Annotated in this window: 10 protein-coding genes and 1 tRNA gene; 3 read left to right on the forward strand and 8 right to left on the reverse strand. The window is 58.9% G+C overall.

Translation table 11 applies throughout. From position 1 onward, the window contains the following. Positions 1-47 precede the first annotated feature (47 nt). The 3 genes from EI77_RS00845 to EI77_RS00855 form a co-directional block, all read right to left on the reverse strand. Entirely contained in the window at positions 48-3197 is a 3150-nt protein-coding gene (locus tag EI77_RS00845; RefSeq protein ID WP_133792865.1) for an efflux RND transporter permease subunit, read from the reverse strand. A 25-nt stretch (positions 3198-3222) separates the two neighbouring features. Then, a complete protein-coding gene (locus EI77_RS00850) occupies positions 3223-4431 on the reverse strand; it encodes an efflux RND transporter periplasmic adaptor subunit (protein WP_166646944.1) in 1209 nt (402 codons plus the stop codon). 261 nt (positions 4432-4692) lie between these two features. After that, positions 4693-5403 carry a 3D domain-containing protein gene (locus tag EI77_RS00855; protein ID WP_243838631.1) on the reverse strand — a complete coding sequence of 237 codons (711 nt, stop codon included), beginning with the start codon at positions 5401-5403 and terminating at the stop codon, positions 4693-4695. A gap of 537 nt (positions 5404-5940) precedes the next feature. Between EI77_RS00855 and EI77_RS00860 the strand changes: the two genes are divergently transcribed. Continuing rightward, on the forward strand, positions 5941-6819 hold the full coding sequence (locus EI77_RS00860) for a hypothetical protein (protein ID WP_133792867.1): 879 nt from the start codon (positions 5941-5943) through the stop codon (positions 6817-6819). A gap of 492 nt (positions 6820-7311) precedes the next feature. Beyond that, positions 7312-11322, forward strand: coding sequence for an outer membrane protein assembly factor BamB family protein (locus tag EI77_RS00865; RefSeq protein ID WP_133792868.1), 4011 nt, complete (start codon positions 7312-7314; stop codon positions 11320-11322). 319 nt (positions 11323-11641) lie between these two features. Here EI77_RS00865 and EI77_RS00870 read toward each other — a convergent pair whose 3' ends face one another. The 3 genes from EI77_RS00870 to radC form a co-directional block, all read right to left on the reverse strand. Next, complete coding sequence (locus EI77_RS00870; RefSeq protein WP_133792869.1) at positions 11642-12328, reverse strand: hypothetical protein; 687 nt, start codon at positions 12326-12328, stop codon at positions 11642-11644. A gap of 69 nt (positions 12329-12397) precedes the next feature. Beyond that, positions 12398-12967, reverse strand: coding sequence for an anthranilate synthase component II (locus EI77_RS00875; RefSeq protein ID WP_133792870.1), 570 nt, complete (start codon positions 12965-12967; stop codon positions 12398-12400). Between the two features lie 51 nt (positions 12968-13018). Further along, positions 13019-13714, reverse strand: a complete 696-nt coding sequence (gene radC, locus EI77_RS00880; RefSeq protein WP_133792871.1) for a RadC family protein — start codon at positions 13712-13714, stop codon at positions 13019-13021. A gap of 95 nt (positions 13715-13809) precedes the next feature. Between radC and EI77_RS00885 the strand changes: the two genes are divergently transcribed. Beyond that, positions 13810-14454, forward strand: a complete 645-nt coding sequence (locus tag EI77_RS00885) for a HupE/UreJ family protein (protein WP_133792872.1) — start codon at positions 13810-13812, stop codon at positions 14452-14454. A 5-nt stretch (positions 14455-14459) separates the two neighbouring features. On the opposite strand, the gene EI77_RS00890 is transcribed toward EI77_RS00885, so the two are convergent. Continuing rightward, a tRNA-Arg gene (locus tag EI77_RS00890) sits at positions 14460-14533 on the reverse strand. 119 nt (positions 14534-14652) lie between these two features. After that, on the reverse strand, positions 14653-22419 hold the full coding sequence (locus tag EI77_RS00895) for a choice-of-anchor D domain-containing protein (protein ID WP_166646945.1): 7767 nt from the start codon (positions 22417-22419) through the stop codon (positions 14653-14655). Positions 22420-22591 lie beyond the last annotated feature (172 nt).

Consider the following 22591-nt stretch of genomic DNA (forward strand, 5'->3'; position numbering starts at 1 on the left):
GAGATTCACCAAGCCTTTCTCTCCCCACACGCCCAGCCCCTTCATCATCAATGCGTCTCCGCCTTCGGGACCGGCTCTTCCACCTTCGGTGCCCCGCTGATTTTTTCCGCCAGCGTCTGCACCATCACATACAGCCACGGGATAAAAAACACCCCGATCACCGTCGCCGCCGTCATGCCAAAGCACACCGCCGTCCCCAGGCTTTGCCGGCTCGCTGCACCCGCACCACTGGATAGCACCAGCGGCACCACCCCCAGGATAAACGCCAGCGAGGTCATCACAATCGGCCTCAATCTGAGCTTCGCCCCTTCCAGTGCCGCCTCCTGGATACTCATGCCCTCCTCACGCCTCGTGCGCGCAAATTCCACAATCAAAATCGCATTTTTCGCCGCCAACCCCAGCAGCATCACCAGGCCGATCTGCACATACACATCATTCGTCAGCCCCCGCAGCCACGCCGCCATAAACGCCCCAAAGATACCAATAGGCAGCCCAAACAGCACCGCAAAAGGCACCGCCCAGCTTTCATACTGCGCCGCCAGCACCAGGAAAACAAAGAGCAGCGCCAGGCCAAAAATCGTTGTCTGCTGCCCCGATGCCTCTTTCTCCTGCAGCGCCGTTCCCGTCCACTCATAGCCATACCCTTCCGGCAGATGTTTCTTCGCCAGATCCTCCATCGCAGTGATGACCTGCCCAGAGCTCACCCCCGGTTTCCCCGTCGCACTGATCTCCGCCGTCCGGTACACATTGTAATGCGGCAGCAGGTCAGACCCCGTGACCGTCTCCACCTTCGCAAACGTGCTGAACGGCACCATGCCCCCTTCCGCATTGCGCGTATAGATCCCGTAAATGTCCTCAGGCTTCATCCGGTATTCCGGCTCCGCCTGTACCTTCACTTGAAAACTCCGCCCAAACAGCGTCAGGTCATTCACATAGATACCCCCTAGATACGCCTGCAAGGATGAGAACACCCCGTCCAGCGGGATACCCAGCGTCTTGATTTTATCCCGGTCGAGCTCCACAAAAGTCTGCGGCACCCGCGTACTATAAAAGCTAAAGACGCGCGCCAGTTGCGGATGCTCCGCCGCTGCTCCTAGAAACTGGTCCGCCACCCCCTGCAATTGCTGCGGCGTCCCCCCGCTCCGGTCCTGGAGTTCAAACTGCACCCCTCCCGCATTCCCCAGCCCCTGGATCGGCGGCGGTGCCGTCGGGATCACCATCCCCTCCGGGATCTGGCTCACTCTCGCAAAAATTGAAGGCACAAGCTGCCCCACCTGCATGGACGGATCCGTCCGCTCCTTCCAGTCCTTCAGCGAAACAATGCACACACCAGCGCTCGAGCTCCGCGCACCACTGAGCAAATTCAGCCCGCCGATCGTGATCACATCCTTCACCCCCGGTGTTTTTCCCAGGATGTCCTCCACCTTCCTCAGCACCTTGTCCGTCCTCTCCTGCGAGGCCCCGTCCGGCAGCGTCGTGATCACAAACATATACCCCATGTCCTCATCCGGCAGGAACGACGTCGGCAGCCGGTTCAGCAGCCCGATGATCCCCGTATAAATCCCCAGTAGCAGCACCGCCGCGATCACCGCATACCGCATCATCCACCGGCATATCTTCACATAGCTTCCCGTCAGCCGGTCAAACCAGCGGTTAAAAACACCCAGCAGCCGCCCCATCGGCCCCTTCGTCTCTTTTCTTGGCCGCAAAAGCATTACACACAGCGCCGGCGTCAGCGAAAGCGCCACCAGCGCCGAAAGAATCACCGAGACAGACAACGTCATCGCAAACTGCTGATACAACTTCCCCGTGATCCCTCCCATGAAGGACACCGGCACAAACACCGAGCACAGCACCAGCGCGATGGCGATCACGGGCCCGGAAACCTCATCCATCGCCTTCTTCGTCGCCTCCAGCGGACTCAGCCCATGCTCGATGTGATGCTCCACCGCCTCCACCACCACGATCGCATCATCCACCACGATCCCGATCGCCAGCACCAGCGCGAACAGCGTCAGCGTATTGATCGTAAAACCCAGCGCGCCAAACAGCGCAAACGTTCCGATCAGCGAAACCGGCACCGCCAGCATCGGGATGAACGTCGCACGCCAGTTCCCCAAAAAGATAAACACCACTAGCACCACCAGTACAAACGCCTCCGCCAGCGTATGCATCACCTCCTCCAAAGAGGCCGTCACAAAAAGCGTCGTGTCAAAGCTCACCTTCGCCACCATTCCCGGCGGAAAGCTCTTCGAAAGCTCCTCCATCCGCTCCCTGCACGCCACCGCCGTATCCAGCGCATTCGCCGTCGGCAGTTGAAAAATACCGATCAACGCCGCCGGAGATCCATTGATCCTCCCAAAGCTCGCATAGTCTTTCCCTCCCAGCTCCGTACGCGCCACATCACGCAGCCGCACCACCGTGCCGTCCGTCAGCGTCGTGATCACGATCTCGCCAAATTCCTCCGCATTCACCAGCCGCCCCCTCACATTCACAGAGTACTGAAATTCCGTCCCCTTCTCCGCCGGTGGCGCACCGATCTGCCCCGCCGCCGCTTGGATGTTCTGCTCCTGCAGCGCCCTCGTCACATCCGTCGCCGTCAGGCCCAGGTTCGCCAGCTTGTCCGGCTGCAGCCACACCCGCATGGAGTAATCCTTCTGCGTGAAAATGTTCACCGCTCCCACCCCCGGCACACGCGCCATCTGCGGCTGCAAATTCAGGAATGCATAGTTATTTAGGAACAGGTCATCATACTCGCCGTTCTCAGAACTCACCGCAAACACCAGCAGCATGTCCGGGGATTGTTTCGTCACCGTGATCCCGTTCTTCACCACATCCGCTGGCAATCTTGATTGCGCACGCGCCACCCGGTTCTGCACATCCACCGCCGCGTCATCGATGTTTTTCCCCACTCGGAAAGTCACCTTGATGCTGCACTGCCCGTCACTCGTACTCCCGCTGGACATATACAGCATGTCCTCCGCCCCGTTGATCTCCTGCTCCAGCGGAGACGTCACCGTCTCCTCCACCACCTGCGAGCTCGCCCCCGGATACACCGCCGTCACCTGGATCGTCGGCGGCGTCATGTTCGGGTAGCGGGCGATAGGCAGCCCCGTCAGCCCCAGCCACCCCACCAGCACGATGAGGATGGACAGCACCATCGCGAAGACGCGGCGTTTGATAAAGAAATGAGCCATAGCGTGGGTTCTCCGGCGGATGGTTTTACTTCGTCTGCGTACCGGCTTCCGGCACCTTCTTCTCAGGCGCAGCCGCCGCCGGTTCCGCCCCCTCCTCCTGCGGATTCACCACCATCCCCGGACGTGCCTTCTGCACCCCTTCGATGATCACCCGCTCCCCCTCCTTCACCCCGCTTGTCACGATGAACTGGTCATTAAACCGCCCATCCGTCTTCACCGTCCGCTGCTCCACCTTGTTCCCCTCGCCCACCACCAGCACAGATTGCAGGCTCTGCGTCTCCGTCACCGCACGCTGCGGCACCAGCAGCGCATCCGGCTTTTCCTCAGGCTTCGCCCTCACCCGCGCAAACTGCCCCGGCCTCAGCAGATGCTCATCATTGGGAAAACTCACCTCGATCTTCAGCGTCCCCGTCCGTGGGTCCAGCGCCCGGTCCGCAAACTCAAACTGCCCCTTCCGGTCATACACCGAGCCATCACTCAAAATCAGTTCAAACTCCATCTTCGCACTGTGCTCATCCCTCGCCGCATCATCCCCCATGAACCGACGTTGGAAGCGCAGGTAATTCTGCTCCGCCACATTGAAGACCACCCTCATCGGGTCCGTCGTTGATATCGTCGCCAGCAGCATCGTGTCCGCACTGCTTCCCACAAAGTTTCCCACATCCACATTGCGCGCCCCGATCATCCCGTCAAAAGGCGCCACCATCGTCGCATAGCTCAGGCTCAGTTCCGCCGTCGCCAGCGCCGCCTTCGCCGCCAGCAGGTCCGCATCCGCCAGCTTCGCTGTCGTCGCCGCATTGTCACTCTCCTGCTTGGAGATCGCGCTAGACGCCACCAGGGGTGCCAGCCTCACCATGTCCGCCCGCGCCCGCTCCACACTCGCCTCCGCCTTCGCCACATTCGCCTTCGCCTGGTCCACCGCCGCTTCATACGCCCGCTTGTCGATCTGAAACAGCAGATCCCCCTTCTTCACCAGACTCCCCTCCTTGAAAGGTGCCTCCGTGATGAACCCCGTCACCCGCGCCCGGATCTCCACCGTCTCCGCAGACTGCGTCTGCCCCACATTCTCCACATAGATCGGCACCGTCTCTTTCGTCACCTTCCCCACAATCACCGCCGGTGGCGGCGGCGCAGGCGGTGCCTCCTCCTTCGGTTGACAGCCCACCATCAGCACACAGCCCGTCAGAGCCGCCAGCATCCACGACGAAGAAAAGAAACCCGTGATCGCGTTCATGAGAAAGTACAAGAGCATCTCGCACACACATTGCCAGACATTCCCACCCATTAAAACGCACACACCCCCTCCCCCGGCCCCCTTTTTTCCCATCACCTCCCCCCCAAAAGTAGCCCGCTCAGTCCCTGAGCGGATAGCCCCTCGAAACTCCCCCAACCCTCCTACCACCCACCCATTATCGAAGCTCCCAGCCCCACTCCCCTCATATCAATCCTGCAAATCCTGTAATCCTGTCCAAAAAAGCTCCCTCTCCCCCGCCCCTCACAACGAAGCCGTCATCGGCCCCCTAAGCGCCTCCGCCGTCACCTGATACACCTGGGTTTCGATCTCATCCACCATCCGCCGCACATGCGGCCACCGGGTGCGCTCACGCATGATCTCCATGCTCTTCCGGTAGGACCCCCACTGCAGCACCTCGATGTCCACATGCCGCACCCCCCAGTCATTCATCATCCCCTGCGTCGGCTTATAGAGATCAATCGTTCCCGTACCCACCAGCGCACTCCCATAATCATCCACCTCATAAACCACATCCGGTTGTCCAGCGATACGGAATCGCGTCCCCACCGGATACCTCGACCAATCCGCCGCCGCGCTCCGCACCGCCCCGAATTTCAGCGGCGTTCCCAGCGCATTCTTCACCCCATAGACGATGTGATCATCCTCATCATGGCAGTAAGCCGTCGTCCTCACCGTCATCCGGCGGCCAGGGATCTGCGCCGCCGCCATCAGCGGCGGTCTCGGAGCATCCATCACAAAATAATACCGCTTCAGCTCCTGCGGGCGGAATGGCACCCCCGCCGCCAGCGCCTTGCGCACCTCATACCTCGTCCCCGGCTGCAAAGGCACCCCCTCCTTCGGTTGCGGACTCGCCCACCCCACCAGTTCCAGCGGGGATAACGCACACGAACTCAACGAAAAAACCGCCACCACCGTCGCGATAGACCAGCAAAAAAGGCGCTGTGTGCTCATGATATATTTTTGATTTCGAGATAATCTACCAAGAATTTAACCAAACAGCAATAAAAACCATAATATTCATCACCTTTAAGCACTCTCAGCCCCCCTCCAACCAATTGTAGCCCGCTCAGTCCCTGAGCGGACAGCCACCTCGAAGCCCCCCAACCTTCCAACTCCGCCTCCTCTGCTCCTCCGCCCCTCTGCGGCCAACCGATGACAGCATAACGCCCAGTTCTCGCCGCAGATTAGCCAAAGATAGCTCCCCACCCTCGAACCCCCTCACACAGCTTACCTTCCTGTGAATCCTGCAAATCCTGTCAAAAAAAGCCCTCTCCACTTTTTTCCCCACTTAGCCCAAGTCCCCCTCCTCCCCCCTTGCACAATCCCCATCCCCTCCCCGATCTTCCCCCGGCCAACCATCATCACAAAACATCATTAAATAAAGCCTTTTTCAGCCTCCTGTTAATCCTGCCAATCCTGTCAAAAAAAGCCCTTTTTCCCCGACTACCCTTCTCATCCCTGCCCACAAACATCCATAAACATCATCCCATGAACACCCTTCCAGACCCCCGCCACGAAGCCTTCTCCCGCCTCCTCGCCAGCGGTCACGATTTCCCTTCCGCCTATGTCCACGCCGGTTACAGCGTCAAAAACATCAAAACCCGCTCCCGCCAGCTTGCCAGCCACCCCGCCATCCGCGCCCGTGTCGCCCACCTCCAAAAATGCCTCCCAGAGATCAACGACCTCCAGCAGCATTTCGCCCCCTCCCTCCGACTCATGCCCGAGACCCAGGATCAAATGCTCGCCTGGCTCTGGCAGGTCATGAATGGCACCCGCAAAGTCCTCCCCCTCCAGCTTCGCGCCGCCACCCTCTTCTGCCGCCTCAAAGGCTGGCACCTCACCAAGCCTCTCCCCGCCGAGCAGCAGCCCCAACCCAAAGCCGCCCACCTCACCGACCTCGAACAAACGCTCCTCGCCGGCCTCAACCGCCAAAACATCGCCCAGGAACTCACCGGCCTTCCCACCCCCACCGGAGCCATCGACCAATTCCGCTCCCAAATGGCCGATCTCGACCTCATCGCCTACTTTGACTCCCCCCAGACCCGCCCCTACCCCCAGCCCATCCCCGAATCCGAACTCCCCAATCTCCTCCCCACCCCCAAACCAGCCCCTCCTCCTATTCCCCCCACTGAAATCGCCCATCTCGAAGACCGACTAACCTCCCTGGAAACCGAAATCACCACCCACCTCACCCTCCATCGCCATCCCCCCATCACCTCCCCCAAACCCCCAAATGGGGAACCAACATCCCCACCCCAATCCATTGATCCACAACCCTTTATCCCCCTAAATCCCCAAATGGGGAAAAAATCCACCCCCCATCCCTTACCCCCCACCCTCTACCCCCACAAAAAAACCGCCTCCTAACCCGCCCCACCTCAAAAAGTAGCCCGCTCAGTCCCCTGAGCGGACAGCCACCTCGAAGCCCCTCCTTACCATCCAGCGATCACTCCAACTCCGCCTCCTCTGCTCCTCCGCCCCTCTGCGGCCAGCCGATGACATCATAACGCCCAGTTCTTGCCGCAGAGTAGCCAAAGATAGCTCCCCCACCCACCTCAAAAAGTAGCCCGCTCAGTCCCCTGAGCGGACAGCCACCTCGAAGCCCCTCCTACCATCCAGCGATCACTCCAACTCTGCCTCCTGCTCCTCCGCCCCTCTGCGGCCAACCGATGACATCATAACGCCCAGTTCTCGCCGCAAAGTAGCCAAAGATAGCTCCCCACCCTCGAACTCCCTCCCACAGCTTACCCTGCTGTTAATCCTGCCAATCCTGTAATCCTGTCTAAAAAACCTGCCCTCCCAAACCTCCTCTCGAAACATCCCTCCCCGCCCCACGTTTCAGCGTCACCACGCCTCACCATGAACCGCCCTCTGCTCGCCCTGCTTCTCTCCATCACCGCCCCCCTCTGGGCCGATGACGCCGCCGACATCCTCCAGCAATCCGGCGTCCAGGGCGGCATCATCGTCCATGTCGGTTGTGGCGATGGCACCCTCACCACCGCCCTCAAAGCCAGCGACCGCTACCAGGTCCAGGGCCTCACCCAGGACACCGCCGCCGTTGCCAAAATCCGCGAAAGCATCCACACCACCGGCAGCTACGGCAACGTCGCCATCGAAAGCTGGGACGGCAAATACCTCCCCTACATCGAAAACTTCGTGAACCTCCTCGTCATCGAAGATCCCTCCGTCTCCAAAGAGGAAATCGACCGCGTCCTCACCCCGCTCGGTGTCGCCATGACGCGCAAAAACGGCCAGTGGGAAAAGACCGTCAAGGCCTGGCCTAACGGCATGGATGAATGGACTCACTACGCCTACGATTCCAAAGGCAACACCACCTCCAGGGACATGCTCGTCGGTCCTCCCACCCGCATGCAGTGGGTCGGCAATCCCCGCTGGAGCCGTCACCATGACCGCATGTCCTCCGTCAGCGCCAAGGTCTCCTCCGGTGGTCGCATCTTTTACATCATGGATGAAGGCAGCCGCATCTCCATCCTCATGCCTGCGAAGTTCATGCTCATCGCCCGAGATGCCTTCAATGGCACCATCCTCTGGAAGAAACCCATCCCCCAGTGGAGCACCCACCTTTGGCCCCTCAAGTCCGGCCCCACCCAGCTCACCCGCCGCCTCGTTTCCATTGGCGATAAAGTCTATGTCACGCTCGGCATCGCCGCCCCCGTTTCCTGCCTCAATGCCGCCACCGGCGAGCTCATTCGCGAATACCCCCAGACTGCGGGCACTGAAGAAATCATCTACCGCAACGGCACCCTCTTCGCCCTCGCCAACCAGGAACCCTGGCGTCTCAACGACGAATTCTCCGTCAAAGCCCAGAGCGACCAAAAACGTGTCGAAACCGAGTTCAACTGGGATGGCAAACCCCGCAACCTCTTTGCCATCAATGCCGAATCTGGCGAAACCCTCTGGAAAAAAGAAGACCGCATCGCCCCCGTCACCCTCTGCCTCGATGACAAACGCATCGTCTATTACAATGGCGACGGCCTCGCCTGCCTCGACGTGAAAACAGGCGAAACCAAATTCGCCGATGTCCCCGCCCAACGTCGCAAGCTCTATGAGTTCAACTTCGCCCCCCGCGTCCTCCTCCACAATGACATGATTCTCTACGCAGGTGGCGATGGCAGCATGAAAGGCGTCAATGCAGACACCGGCAAAGACATCTGGACTGCCTCCCATGAAAAGAGCGGATACCGCAGCATGGAAGACCTCATCGTCGCCCAAGGCCTAGTATGGAATGCAGGAACCCTCAGCGGCAATCAAAGCGGTGAATACACCGGCCGCGATCCCCTCACTGGCGAGGTCAAAAAACAATTCTATCCCGACGTCCCCGAAGGCACCTACTGGTTCCACCACCGCTGCTACCAGGCCAAGGCCACCGAAAAATACCTCATGCCCTCACGCACCGGCATCGAGTACGTGGACATGGAAAAGCAGCATTGGGATCTCAATCACTGGGTCCGTGGTGCCTGCCTTTACGGCGTACTGCCCGCCAACGGCCTCACTTATGCCGGCCCGCACAACTGCGCCTGCTACCCCGAGGCCAAGCTCGATGGCATGGCCGTCATGGCCTCCGCACCCCGTTATCCCCTGCCCCCTTCCACACCTGATGCCCAGCGCCTAACCAAAGGTGCCGTTTATGCCGATCCGGTGGCAGAAGTCGCAGCCGACAGCAAAGACTGGCCCACCTACCGCGCCGATAACTCCCGCAGCGGCTCCTCCAGCCAGGACCTCAAAAAAGACCTCGGCATGGCCTGGGAGGTCAAGCTCACCCCACCCCTCACCACCACCTCCAGCGCCGCTGGTCTCACCTTCGTCGCCGAGACGGACAAGCACACCCTCCACGCCTTCGATTCCGCCACCGGCCAAGCCGCCTGGCACTTCATCGCTGGAGGCCGCATCGACTCACCACCCAGCTACTGGCAGGGCCGCATTTATGTGGGCGGCAAAGACGGTTACGTCTATTGCCTCCGCGCCAAAGACGGAGCCCTCCTATGGAAATTCCAAGGCGCGCCCAGCCCGCTCAGCCATGCCGCCTGGGAGCAGATGGAAAGTGTCTGGCCCATCCACGGCAGTGTCCTTGTGGAAAACGGCCTCGTCAGTTTCGTCGCCGGGCGTTCCTGCTTCCTGGATGATGGTCTCTGGTTCTACCGCCTCGATGCCCGCACCGGAGAAATGAAGGTCAAGGAGCATTACGATGACCGCGATCCCGACACTGGCGGCGACCTCAATGATCGCCACAAGACTCTCCAGATGCCCGTCGCCTCCAATGACATCCTCAGCAGCGATGGCCACTGGACTTACCTCCGCACCCAAAAGATCGGGGCCGATGGCAAGCGCGTTGAAATCGGACCCGTGTCCGGAGATTTCGACAAGCAGGGCGGTGCCCATAAAGGCGAGGGCCAGCACCTCTTCGCTCCCATGGGTTTCCTGGACGATTCCAATTTCCACCGCAGCTACTGGGTTTACGGCAAAAGCTTCGCCGGAGGTCACGGCGGATACTTCCAGGCCGGCAAGTACGCTCCAGCAGGCCGCATCCTCGTGCACGATGACAAGAACGTATACTCCTACGGTCGCGAGGCCCAGTATTACAAGTGGACCACCACCATGGAATATACCCTCTTCTCCACTCCCAAAGGAGCTCCGGATGAAGCTTATGACACCGCCTCCGCCACCACCGAGCGCAAAGGCAATTCCGTCGTCCTCGGCCCTGACGGCCAGCCCCTCGCCCAGCAGCCCGCCAAAGAAACCCAGGTCGGCCATAGCGAAACCATGAAGGCCAAAGCTGCCGCCAAAAAGAAAGGCAAGGGCAAAGGTAAGGGTAAAGGTAAAGGCGCAGCCGTTGCCAAAGGTCAGCCCGTCCCTGGCAGCGTCCAGTTCCCCGATGCTGACCTCCTCGATCCTTCCCAGACCGCTCTCACGGTCGAAGCCTGGGTCCTCCCGGATACCGCCAGCGGCACCATCCTGCACCATGGCGGCCCCCTCCAGGGCGTCGTCCTGGACATCCGCGAAAAGAAACCCCAGTTCCACGTCCGCAGCTCCTCCAAAGTCACCACCATCGTCTCCCCCGAAGCTCTCACCGACGGCTGGCACCACATCGTCGCCACCCTCGCCGAAGACAAGAGCATGAGCCTCTACCTGGACGGTAAGCTCGTCTCCCAAGGCCTTGCCAGTGACCTCATTGCCTCCCGCCCCAAAAACCCCCTCCTTCTCGGCCAGGGTAAGGGTGCTGCCGATGGCGATGCGGGCGGCTTCAGCGGCCTCATGGACCAGTTCGCCCTCTACCACAAAGTCCTATCCCCTGCCGAAGTGGAATCCCGTTTCGCTGCCCCCGATACCCGTCCCGCCGATGCTGTTCTCGTCTGCAACTTTGACAATGGCGATTCCCGCGACAGCTCCGGCAACGACCTTCATGGCGTCGGAGCTGGCGTCGAAACGGGCAAAGGCAAAGTCGGTGCCGCCCTCTGGTTTAAAGGCACCTCCAGCAAGCCTGGCAAAGCCGGTGGCAGCTTCGTCAAACACACCTGGGACCGTTACGTCCCCATCGTCGCCCGCAGCATGGCCCTCGCCGGTAACACCCTCTTCGTCAGCGGCCCCCCGGATACCATCGATGAAGAATACGCCTTCGAACGCCTCGCCGCCCGCGACCCCGAAATCCTCAAAGAACTCGCCGAACAGGACGCCGCCCTCAGTGGCGAACGCGGTGCCAAAATGTGGGCCGTCAACGTCGAAACCGGCGAGCAAAGCGACGGCCTCGAAATCACCAGCCCCCCCGTCTGGGACGGCATCACCGTCGCCCAAGGCCGCGTTTACGTCAGCACCATGGACGGCCGCCTCCAATGCTTCGGCAAAGACCCATAACCCCCACCCAATAAAAAGCAGCCCCCCTCAGTCCCCTGAGCGGAAAGCCACCTCAAAACTCCTCATGCCTCCTTCCTTCCCGCCCACCCTCGAAGCTCCTCAAAAAGTAGCCCGCTCAGTCCCCTGAGCGGAAAGCCACCTCGAAGCCCCTCCCACCCTCCTAACACCACTCCAACTCCTCCTCTGCCCCTCTGCCCCTCTGCCCCTCTGCGGCCAACCGATGACAGTATAACGCCCAGTTCTTCCCGCAGAGGAGCAAAGTAGCAAAGATAGCTCCCTCCTTTCACAACTACCTTCATCCATTTTACCTATTTTCGCCTTACTCCGGAACCACCACTTCCGGGATGATAACGGGCGCACTCTGCCCAATCCGGCCACTATACAGGTCAATCGTGCGCCGGGCCAGAATATCAATGATCGCCGGCTGCAACGTGCGTGCCGCCACATTCGATACCGCCACTCCTGCCCAGACCATGGGGGACTTATACTTCACCACCTGCCACACCGGCAGCAGCCGCTTATACCATTTCCCAGCCGTCTGCATTGCCTCATGCGTGGCGATCTTATGTGTCATCTCCCACGTCTTCAAAGCCGTGCTCGCACTCACATCCACCAGCCTGCCGATGGACCGAGTCTGCAGAAAGTCCGAGATATCCATCGCCGCCAAATGCACCGCCCGGCTGAACTGGCTCAGCCCCGGTGCCAGCAGCGGCTCCGGATGTTGCGGATGATAGATCCGGGCGATCTCACGCACCAGTCTCGGCACCTCATCAACCAGAGGCGGCAGCCACTCCGGATTCATGCGCTTCTGCCAGCGCAACCGGTTCTTGCAAGCCTCCACCGTGCGCTTGGCCTCGACGTCCTTGGGCGATTCCGCCGCATTCATATACCCGGCCACCTCAGCCCTCACCGCCTTGATATCCATGATAAAACGGAACGCCATCCACAGCAGCCACGTCGCCGTGCCACAGATGAAACCCGCCAAAAAGGTAAGAAGGTAGGTCATGGAAGGAGCGAAATCCTGTTTGTCAAAAACACCGGCAGGCCCTTCACCAGGACCTCCCCGGCCAGTTCTTCACATCTCCAGGAAGTTCCTCAGCAGTTTCTTGCCCTCCTGCGTCAGGATGGATTCTGGATGGAACTGTACCCCATGAATCGGCAGTTCCTTGTGCTTCAGCCCCATGATCTCGCTCTCATCATCCCCCGCCACCGCCGTGATCTCCAGGCAGTCCGGCAATGTATCCCGCTTGACTAACAAAGAATGATATCGCGTGGCCGTAAACGGCTGCGGCAGATCCTTAAACACCGACTTGCCCGTATGCTCAATGACCGACGTCTTCCCATGCATGAGGCGGCCCGCCCTCACCACCTCGCCACCAAACACATGCCCGATGCTCTGATGCCCCAGGCATACTCCCAGCACCGGTGTGCTCTGCCCGAACGTGCGGATCACATCACAACTGATACCCGCCTCTTTCGGCGTACAAGGCCCTGGCGAGACACAGATATGGTCCGGCTTCATCTTGGCGATTTCCTCCAGGGTGATCCGGTCATTCCGGTGGATCTCCATCTGCGCCCCCATCTCGCCAAAGTATTGGACGAGGTTGTAGGTGAAGGAGTCGTAATTGTCGATGATCAAAAGCATGGCTCTCGAACCATCCGCTCACGTCTCCGAAATGCAAGTTTCGCCCTCGACTCAGATCATGCCGTTTTCCCGGAAGCTGAAATACGGCTGCCCCCGGTTCTCCCCAGGCAGGCCGATGATTACATGATCCACAAAATTCAGCCCCAAAATCTCCGCCCCCTCCTTCAGCCTCCGCGTCAGCGTCTTGTCCGCCGCGCTCGGGCTCGGATCCCCCGATGGATGATTGTGCACCAGTGCGAAACCAAAGGCCTTATGCACAATCGCCACCTGCAAAATCTCGCGCGGATGCGCCACCGATTCATTCACAGTCCCACGAAAAAGCTCCTCGTCCCTCTGCAAATGCAGCCGGGTATTCACCAGCAGCACCCGCACCGATTCATGCGCCAAGCATTGCATTTCCGCCGCCAGATACCTGTAAATCAGCTCCGGTGCATTCATCGGCACCTCCCTGGCCCATTCCCGCTCTGCCCGTTTACCGATCTCAAAAGCCGCCGCCAGATGCGCAGCCTTCGCCGGTCCCAGCGCCCGGGAGGATGCCAGCTCCGCCGGGCTGGTGCGCGAGAGCTGCCTCAACGTGCCCACCTCTCGCAAAAGCCGCTGCGCCACCTGGATCGCATTCTCCCCCTTCATCCCTGTATTGATAAAGATGGCCAGCAGTTCCGCATCCGTCAGCACCCCCGGCCCCAGCCGCAGCAGGCGCTCACGTGGACGGTCTTCCTCGGGCAGGTCATGAATACGATGGCTCATTCCACCTAAAAAGGCGGATGACCCCAGCTCTGAAAAGTGAAAAATGAATACACCGCGCCAATTCCCACCGTTATGCTCCCTCCGCCCTGCCCCGAATGCTAAAAAGTATCCATACCCTCCTCATCCTGCCGCTCCTCCTGCTCCTGGGGCTCAATGAGGTTATACCTGCGGATGGTATCGGCGTATTCGACCTTCAAATCTTCCGTCAGGAACTTGCCTCCGGCTTCAGCCACATCCTGCCCGACGGACTGGACCACATCGCCTTTATACTCGGTCTATTCTTCCTTTCGCGCACCCTGCCCATCCTGCTCATCCAGACCACTCTCTTTACCCTCGCCCATTCCCTCATGCTCGGCGTGGTTATCCTGACCGGTTTGAAAGTCCCCAGTCATTGGGTGGAAATCGGCGTCGGCCTCAGCATCGCCATCCTCGCCCTCGAAGGCTTATACCCCACCCGGCTGGAGCGCTGGCGCCCTCTCATGATCCTCCTCTTTGGAGGTATACACGGCCTCGCCTTTGCCCACAGCCTTATTCAGCAAACCAGCATCCGCACCAGTCCCATCGCCGCCCTGTTCGGGTTCAATCTCGGTGTCGAACTGGGCCAGCTCGTCCTCATCTTCGGCTTGGTAGCCATCTTCAGCCCCTGGTGGCAGCGCACCTGGTATCATACCCGCATCTGCCTCCCCGCCCTCACCCTCATCGCCCTCTCCGGCCTCCTCTGGGCCTGGGACCGCTGGTAACAAAGCGCGCCCGGCTGGATTCGAACCAGCGACCATCGGATTAGAAATCCGGTGCTCTAATCCACTGAGCTACGGGCGCTTCCACTTGATGTGGCATGGGTTTAGCTGCTTTCTGATGGGTTTGCAACTGGCTTTACCTGGCATTGCTGAGCCGTTTCATGGACGCTGCTATTGAGTGTGAGTAAATCCCAAGAGGTATCACTGAGTTTCATCCAAGACGGTCAGGCCACTGAGGACTGGCGATGTCTTGATGGTCTGACCGGGTTCAGGGAGTTTGGGAAGGAGGAAGTAACCCATGGCACTGTAGGCGCTACCATCCCAGACGATGATGCCTTGATACTTGGCAGTGCGCACCAGTGCGGAGTTAGCATTGGGAAGGGTGAAGGCACCAATGAAGGCCCCTGAAGGACTGGAGGCGAGGGCGAAGTTGACCTTGTAGGGATTAGGGTTGGGCGAGATTCGGGTATTGTAGGCGATTACTTTGACACTCTGGGTGATGCCTTTGGTCTTGGTATTGCGAATGCTGAAGATGTGCGGGGTGATGTCGCCAGGATTAAGGCCTCCATCGCTGAAGTTGATGCGGGCTTTATTATCGTAATTGGTTAGGCCCATGACCACACCGCCGGACACAGGTGCTTTGTATTTGCCGCCCGCAAGGTCGAGTGCCATGGAGGGGAATCCGGGGCGGTAGGCTTGATCGCTGGACGTCTTAGGCGCGACGCCTTTGTTCCAAGTCGCGCTTCCAGTGAAGGTGTTGTTGGCGAAGGCCCCGGCAGGAACTGCGGTGATGGTGCCCATCCCAACGAGCGAGCCAATGCTGGGCTTAAATGGGGCAAAGAACACCACCTGGCCTGAAGGTCCGGCAAAGCCAGCCGTGGTGTAGGCCAAGCCATCGGCAGTGCGGCCGGTAACGGAGAGTTTACCGTCCTCGGCAACGTTGAAGCTGCCAAAGCCATTCCCTTGCGGGCAGTCGATATCACCGATGTTGGTAGGGGTGAGATCGAGGCCAAAGGTGTAGTAGCCGACGTAGTCTGTGGCTTTCAGTCCACTCTTGCTCCATTTGTTGCGAATGCCGTCGATGAGTGCTGTGTCGGCTTTGGCGGGATCCAGCAGGCTTCCAGTCAATAAATTATTTGTTAGGCCTAAAACGAAGTTCAGGTCCAGAGATGGAAGGCCTTTGCGAGTGAAAAAAGTCCTACCTCTAACGCTGCTAACCACTGGCGAAGGGCCGCTGGTATCGATGTCCACCATGAGGTTTCCCTTAATGGCCAGCGAGGTGCCGCTGAGCAGGAGCTTGCCCGTGTAGTTGCCAGTGGAGGTGACGGTCAGATCCAAGCGCGCGCCAAGATTATCGCCCACACCCGGACGCCGTTCCATCACGCCCAGCCAGGTGCCCTGCACGGTGGGCGGCAGACCAAGGATGGTGATCTTACTATTGACCTTGGTGCTGGTGCCAGCGGAGTTGGTCGCGGTGATAGTGATGGCCTTGTCTGTCACCCCGACAGTGCAATCGCCACTGATCACTCCGGTGGTAGCATCCAGCTTTAACCCAGTAGGCAGGCCGGTGACAGAGAAGCTTTTCGGGGCTTTGAGAGGATCATCGTTAAACTCGATCACATGCAAATACGAGCCGCCCACAACGCCGGGCGGCAGCGCAGTGATGGGGGTGATTTCGGGCTTCGAAGTCGGTACAGTGAGCCTGAACTCACCACTGGTTAGGCTGTCTATTCCAGACTTGCTGACGATGCAGGTGTAAACAGCCGCATCCGCGGTGGTGAGCTTGCTCAAGGAGAGTGTCTTGGTCTTCGCGGGGGTGATCACGGTCACACCTTTGTACCATTGAAATCCAAGACCCACGCCACCGGTATTGACTGTGAAAGTGATCTTAGAACCCACGGCCAGAGAAGCGTACTTCGGCGTGGTGTCCACCACGTATAGATCGACCTTGGCGCTGGGCTTGGTGCCTATCGGGTTGGTCACATCGACTGTGTAGTTGTTAGCCGCAGTCAAGGGCGTGTTTAGAATGCTGTAGCTGGCTGACGTGGCTCCGCTGATTTTGGCACCGTTCTTTTTCCATTGATAGGTCAGCGGGCCGGTCCCAGTGGCTGTGACACTGAGGGTGGTGGTGCTGCCCATCGCGACAATTTTTGACTGCGGCTGTGTGACGATAACCACGGCCACATCACCATCCTGCAACGTGATGGTATGAACGGTGCTGCCCCCCAGGGTGGCTCCTGCTGAAGGTGGGTTCAGGGTCACAATGAGGGTCTTTTCCACCTCGGGTATCAGGTCGTTGCGAATGGGAATGGTTATACGTCCCACCATCTGACCCGCCACGAAAGACAGCGACGAAGCCGGTGCCGTATAATCCCCTGTGGAGCCTGGCGTGGCGGTGCCGGTGATGATGAAGGGAAGGTCAAAAGAAACGGGCGCAGGTGCACTGAGGGCTACCATTATGACAGCGGTTCCGTCGCATTCTTTCACTGTGGAGCTGGTGCTCTCAAAGGCTACCGTCACGGGAGGGGCGGTGCCTGTGGTGGTGAAGGTGCGCATGCCGCCGGAGCGCTGGCCAAATGGATTGCTGCCCACCAATTGATAATAATAAGTCGTACCCTCTGTTAGGCCAGTCACAGGTACAGCCAAAGGCACATCGTCAGTGCCGTCGCCCATGACCGTCACGCTGGTCAGCACGGCGCCAACCATGTCCAGGCGGGGTGAATAACGGAACCAAGCGGTGGTGGCCAGTTCACGGGGATTGATGATGCCATTGAGCGTGGCACCGCTGCCGGTGACGGATGTTGCGGCATTGGTTTGCACCTTCATCACGGGTGGCAAATCGAGTTTCCAAAGGCTGTTATTGTGGCTGGTGCCGCTGCCGCCACCAAACACCCAGACATCACCGCCGGTATCCGCGGCTGCGGAGGCGCTGCGAAGAGATCCTGGAGTATTGCTCGGCGCACCAATTCCGAAGTCTCCGTAGATTGGCTTGATGAAGGCGAGGGAGCTAGAGCCTTTTATCCAGGTCCACTGATTGGTATCAGGCAGGTAGCGCCAGATATCATCACGTACTGCCCGGCCATCACCACCGAAGAAGCACAGAGCACCTTCGGCATCCACCCAAGGGGAGGCACCTGCACGCGCTGCGGGATCGTTGGTGGCCGCAGGGATGCCCAGTGTACCGTAGTTGCCTAAAGAGTCCGTCTGGGTCTCGCCGCGCACCCAGGTCCACAGATTGGCGGAAGGATCATATTTCCAGAGGTCATTGAGATCCCCTGCCCCGCCAGTGAGGCCGATGCCATTGCCGCCAAAAAGCCAGAACATGCCATTTTTATCCACCCAGGCGGAAGCGTCACTGCGTGAACCAGGGATCGTGCTAGCAGTCGCGACTCCCTGGGCACCATAAGTCCCCACAGCTTTGATGGTGCTGGGTCCCTTCATCCACGTCCACTCCTGAGTGGTGATGTTGTACTTCCACAGATCATTGAGTGTGCCGCTAGACTTGGTGGTGGCTCCATAACCAGTGCCGCCAAAGAGCCAGAGATTACCCAGGGTATCCACCCAAGTGGCTGCGCCGCTGCGCGCGCCGGGAACATTGGCCGGCTGGGGTGAACCTTGAGTACCATAGACACCCGGGGCCTTGATCGTTTTACTGCCGCCCATCCAGGTCCATTGAGTCAAACTGGGGGAATATTTCCAAAGGTCATTCAAGAGGCCATTGCCTGATGCCGTGCTGTCCAGGCCAGTGCCGCCAAAGAGCCAGAGGTCACCGGCAGAGTCTATCCAGGTACTTCCACCGGTGCGTGCACCAGGAATGTTATCTGCGGCGGCAACCCCCAGCGTGCCGTAGGTGCCTTTGGTCTTGGTCGTTTTACTGCCGCCTAACCAAGTCCATGTTTGCGTGGTGAGATTGCAACGCCACAGGTCATTGAGCAAGCCGGTGTTCTTGCTGTCTCCACAACCGGTGCCGCCGAAGACCCACAGCATGCTGGAGCCTGGTAAAGACCACGTGGCCTGGCCGCTGCGCGAGCCCACCACACCGATGGAGTTGGGTCCAGCGATGTTATAGGTACCGGGCTGATTCACCACGGAGTATCCCGCCATCCATGACCAATGGGATGGCTGCCGAACCACCATCAGAGTCACCGTGGTCACATTGGAGTCGAAGCCGCCGTCATTGACCAAGTAGGTAAACTTATCTGCCCCGAGAAAATTATCGTCTGGCAAATAGCTGTAGGTGCCGTCTTCATTGATCGTCACCGTGCCGTGCTCAGGCTCGTCTTCCAACGTATAAGTCAGCGCATCTCCATCCGGATCATAGGCCTGCAAGGCCACATGCAGAAGGTCATTTTCCTTACCCATATCTGCCTGATCCAGAGCGATGGGTGGCTCAGAAACTGGATCGACAGTGAGAACAAAGGTGACGACGGCGCGGTTCCCTGAGCCATCGGCAGCCTCCACGAAAATAGTGGCTACGCCTGAACGATCTGCCGCTGGTGTGAGGGTGATGGTACGGTTGCCGTCCGAACCGCCGAAAACGATGTTCTCATCGGGAATCAAATCCGGATTTTCAGAGGTGCCGCTCAGCGTCACTGCGGACGCTGGACCATCCTCATCCGCGACAGTGAAGGCAATGGGTCCCACTGGAGTGTCCTCATCGGTAGATTGATCAGGGATCAAGCTGATCATGGGAGCACCGTCTGAACCGGTCAGAGTGATTTGGAAAGGATTTTCATCACTGTCGTTGTTGCCTATGGAAAGCGTGGCCGAGCGGGAACCGCCATCTCTCGGTTGATAGGTGACGGTAAATGTGGTGGTTAATCCCACGCCCACCGTGTTTGTTACTGGTGCAGAAATGATGAAGTCATCAGGATGGGCTCCGCCCTTCGTGAAGGTTTGCAGGGAGAGGCTTCCTGAACCTGTATTCCTGATCGTGAAGGTCTTGGCCGCACTGGTCGTTGTCGGTGCCTGAATGCCAAAAGAAATGCTGGCAATGCCGCTGGTGAGATCTTGATCTGACGGATACTCGACAGCAATCTCCGGCGACAAACCGGTGCCTGTACCCTGGATGTCGAAGGTGTAGGGATTTTCGTCGCTGTCATCGTTTTGGATGCTCAGTGTAGCGCTACGCAGGCCCGTGGCAGCAGGGGCAAAGGTAACCTGAAAGGTCGTGCTGCCACTGGCGGCGATTGATGCACCCGGCTGTGTCGTTACGGAAAAGTCTGCCGCATGGGTGCCGCTCACCGCTACCTTGGGGGAGCCCGTGAGGTTCAGCACGGCACTGCCAGAATTGGCAATCGTGAAGGTCCGCAACAGTGACCCGCCAGGGGTGGCCACATCACCAAAGTCCGTGTGATCCGCCGTGGTGGGTGCATCTGACCCATTTGCGATTTCGACGCTGTTTCCTGAAACGGCGATCTCCGGTGTGACTGCCGTGCCTGTGCCCTGGATGCTGAAGTTGTAAGGATTTTCGTTGCTATCATCATTGGTTATACTCAACGTGGCTGTGCGCAGGCCCGAAGCGCTGGGATCAAAGATCACTTCAAAGGTCGTGCTATTGTTACTGGCCACGGGAGAGGATGGCTGCACTGACACGGTGAAGTCCCCTGCATGGGAACCGCCTACCACCACCTTCGGTGTACCGCTGAGGTTTAGCTCCAGGGGGCCGGTATTCTCAATGGTAAACATCCGCTCCACCGTACCGTCCTCTACGGTGGTGCTGCCGAATTCTGTGTTATCCGCCTCGGCTGGCGAGGTATCACCATCGGTGATGACGTTGCCGCTTCCCGAGACCTCAATCTCCGGACCCGGAACTGCGGTGGAAATGATGACCACCTTGTTTTGGAAGCCCGTTCCCAAAATAACACGCTCGCCCAAGGGATCGAAGTCATTATGAATATAAGTTCTGCCGAAATAGGTGTTGGAGGTTGATGGCTGACCACTCACTGCCATATCCCCGCGAACGTAGGTGAGGGCTCCCTCAAAAAAGTTATAGTAGGGGCTGTACAAGAGGTATCCACCGTTAGAAAAGGCTTCAATGCCGTCAGCAGGCAGATTATCATATTCCGTAGCTCCGATAATGGAGTTACTCGCAGTGACGACGCCGGTTGTACCCGTGCTGCCATTACCCCAAGTCGCGGCCCCCACCCAACCGACACCGGTGGCAGGGTTGGTCCAGGATGGACTGCCAAAGGCATAGTTGCCATTGGCTAAGGCAACGGCCCCGCGTTCTCCAACTGCATCATCCGCAGTAACGCCGATCATTGAATTTGCAGCCGTCACCAAACCCTGAGTGGTGGTGCCATCGCCTTTACACCATGTCACAGCACCGACATTCGCCACGGGTCCGGCTGGATTGTCCCACGATGGACTGCTCACAACATAATTGCCATTGGTCAAAAGGCTGGCCCCAAATCCTGAACCCACTCTATCGCCAGACGACCCGCCAATCAACGAGTTGGCAGCGCTGACCGCCCCGCTTCTGCCTGTGGTGCCGTTGCACCAAGTCACCGCTCCCACATCCGCAGCCGGGCCTACTGGATTGTCCCAAAGAGAGCTGCACACGACATAGTTGCCATCCGGAAGCGCGGTGAGAGCGAGGATGCTGCCCCCCGCTATTCGATCATCGTTCGTGCTGCCAGTGAGTGAATTGCCCGATGTTACCAGGCCCACGGTGGTGCCGTCGCCTTTGCACCAAGTCACCGCGCCAACATCCGTCACCGGTCCGGAAGGATTGTCCCACGTTGGACTGGCCACCACATAATGGCCATTTGCCAGAGGCGTGACGCCAGTAAAACTCCCGGACGTTCCCACATTGTCGCCGCTCCTGCCGCCGATCAAGGCATTGGATGCGGAAACCTCCCCCACCGTACCGCCACTGCCATTCCCCCAAATCACAGCGCCCACATCCGCCACCGGCCCGGTCGGATTATCCCAACCCGGCAGCGCGATCACATAGTGGCCCGTCGTCAGTGGCACCACAGCCATGTAAGAGCTGTCGTGCTCGCTCGTGCCAACGATGGAATTGCTGGAGGAAACCACGCCCACGGTGCCTCCCAGGCCATTGCACCAAGTCGTTGCACCTGCATTGCTCTTGGCACCCGAGGGATTATCCCATGTCACAGTTCTAACCACATAATTCCCATTAGTCAAAGGCATAACTTGACTGCCTACCCCATCGGATGTGGAGCCGCCGATCAAAGAATTGGAAGCCGTGATCAGCCCCACCGTACTGCCTGCGCCATTGCACCAGGTCACCGCCCCCACGTTTAAAATGGAGCCTGAAGGATTATCCCAACCCGGACAAGCCACAACATAGTTTCCATTGGAAAGCACCGCGATCTTTGGCTGGTTGCCATCATCTTTTTTACCCCCCACCAAAGAATTGCTGGGTGAGACCAAGCCCACAGTGACACCGCCAGCATCACACCAGGTATAGGCACCTACCTTGGTTACGGGACCGACGGGGTTATTCCATTCTGAACTGGCTACGACATACCTGCCGTTGGCCAATGCACACACTCCAGAGGCATTAATGGCTGCGCCCACAGCATCGTTGGCGCTGCCACCGACGAGTGAATTGCTAGCGGAAACGGTATTGGAAGAGAAGCCCGTGGTACTATTGCCCCAGGTCACGGCGCCGTTATTGCCATTCCAGCTCGAGCTAATGACAACAAAGTTACCATCACTCAATATGACAATGCCCCCACTGCCCACCTGATCATCGGTATTGCTGCCGGTGAGGGTGCTGATCACGTCCAAAGTCGCTCCATCGATCAGATAGGCTGCTCCCGCCTTGGTGGCCCCGCCAGGAATGCCATAGCTAGGGTCTGTCACCACAATGTTTCCATTTGGCAAGACTTTGACATAAGAACCAAAAGCCACACTGCCTGGGGGGCCGGTGAGATCCGTCGTCGCCAATGCAGGAAAGGAGAGAAGCAGGGAGACAAAAAGGAGGAGATTTTTCATAGGCGCGGCTAGACGTAAACTGCTCAAAGCGAGACTCGACCAGCCAGAGGGAGACCGGCCAAAGCACGCCATTCACTTCCCCGGCTTCGTAGGAATCCGGGAATTGTCATGTCAGACTGGATGAAATGGGTGCAAGACTCCCTGAATCCGGCAGCATGGGAGGATTTCTCTT

The organism is Prosthecobacter fusiformis (genome assembly GCF_004364345.1).
GTDB lineage: Bacteria > Verrucomicrobiota > Verrucomicrobiia > Verrucomicrobiales > Verrucomicrobiaceae > Prosthecobacter > Prosthecobacter fusiformis.

Excerpts from the sequence above, each read along its gene's own strand:
- EI77_RS00860 (WP_133792867.1), top strand. The coding sequence starts at position 5,941 with ATGAACACCCTTCCAGACCCCCGCCACGAAGCCTTCTCCCGCCTCCTC.
- EI77_RS00850 (WP_166646944.1), bottom strand. The coding sequence starts at position 4,431 with ATGAACGCGATCACGGGTTTCTTTTCTTCGTCGTGGATGCTGGCGGCT.
- EI77_RS00870 (WP_133792869.1), bottom strand. The coding sequence starts at position 12,328 with ATGACCTACCTTCTTACCTTTTTGGCGGGTTTCATCTGTGGCACGGCG.
- EI77_RS00895 (WP_166646945.1), bottom strand. The coding sequence starts at position 22,419 with ATGAAAAATCTCCTCCTTTTTGTCTCCCTGCTTCTCTCCTTTCCTGCA.
- EI77_RS00855 (WP_243838631.1), bottom strand. The coding sequence starts at position 5,403 with ATGAGCACACAGCGCCTTTTTTGCTGGTCTATCGCGACGGTGGTGGCG.
- EI77_RS00865 (WP_133792868.1), top strand. The coding sequence starts at position 7,312 with ATGAACCGCCCTCTGCTCGCCCTGCTTCTCTCCATCACCGCCCCCCTC.
- EI77_RS00875 (WP_133792870.1), bottom strand. The coding sequence starts at position 12,967 with ATGCTTTTGATCATCGACAATTACGACTCCTTCACCTACAACCTCGTC.
- radC (WP_133792871.1), bottom strand. The coding sequence starts at position 13,714 with ATGAGCCATCGTATTCATGACCTGCCCGAGGAAGACCGTCCACGTGAG.
- EI77_RS00885 (WP_133792872.1), top strand. The coding sequence starts at position 13,810 with ATGCTAAAAAGTATCCATACCCTCCTCATCCTGCCGCTCCTCCTGCTC.
- EI77_RS00845 (WP_133792865.1), bottom strand. The coding sequence starts at position 3,197 with ATGGCTCATTTCTTTATCAAACGCCGCGTCTTCGCGATGGTGCTGTCC.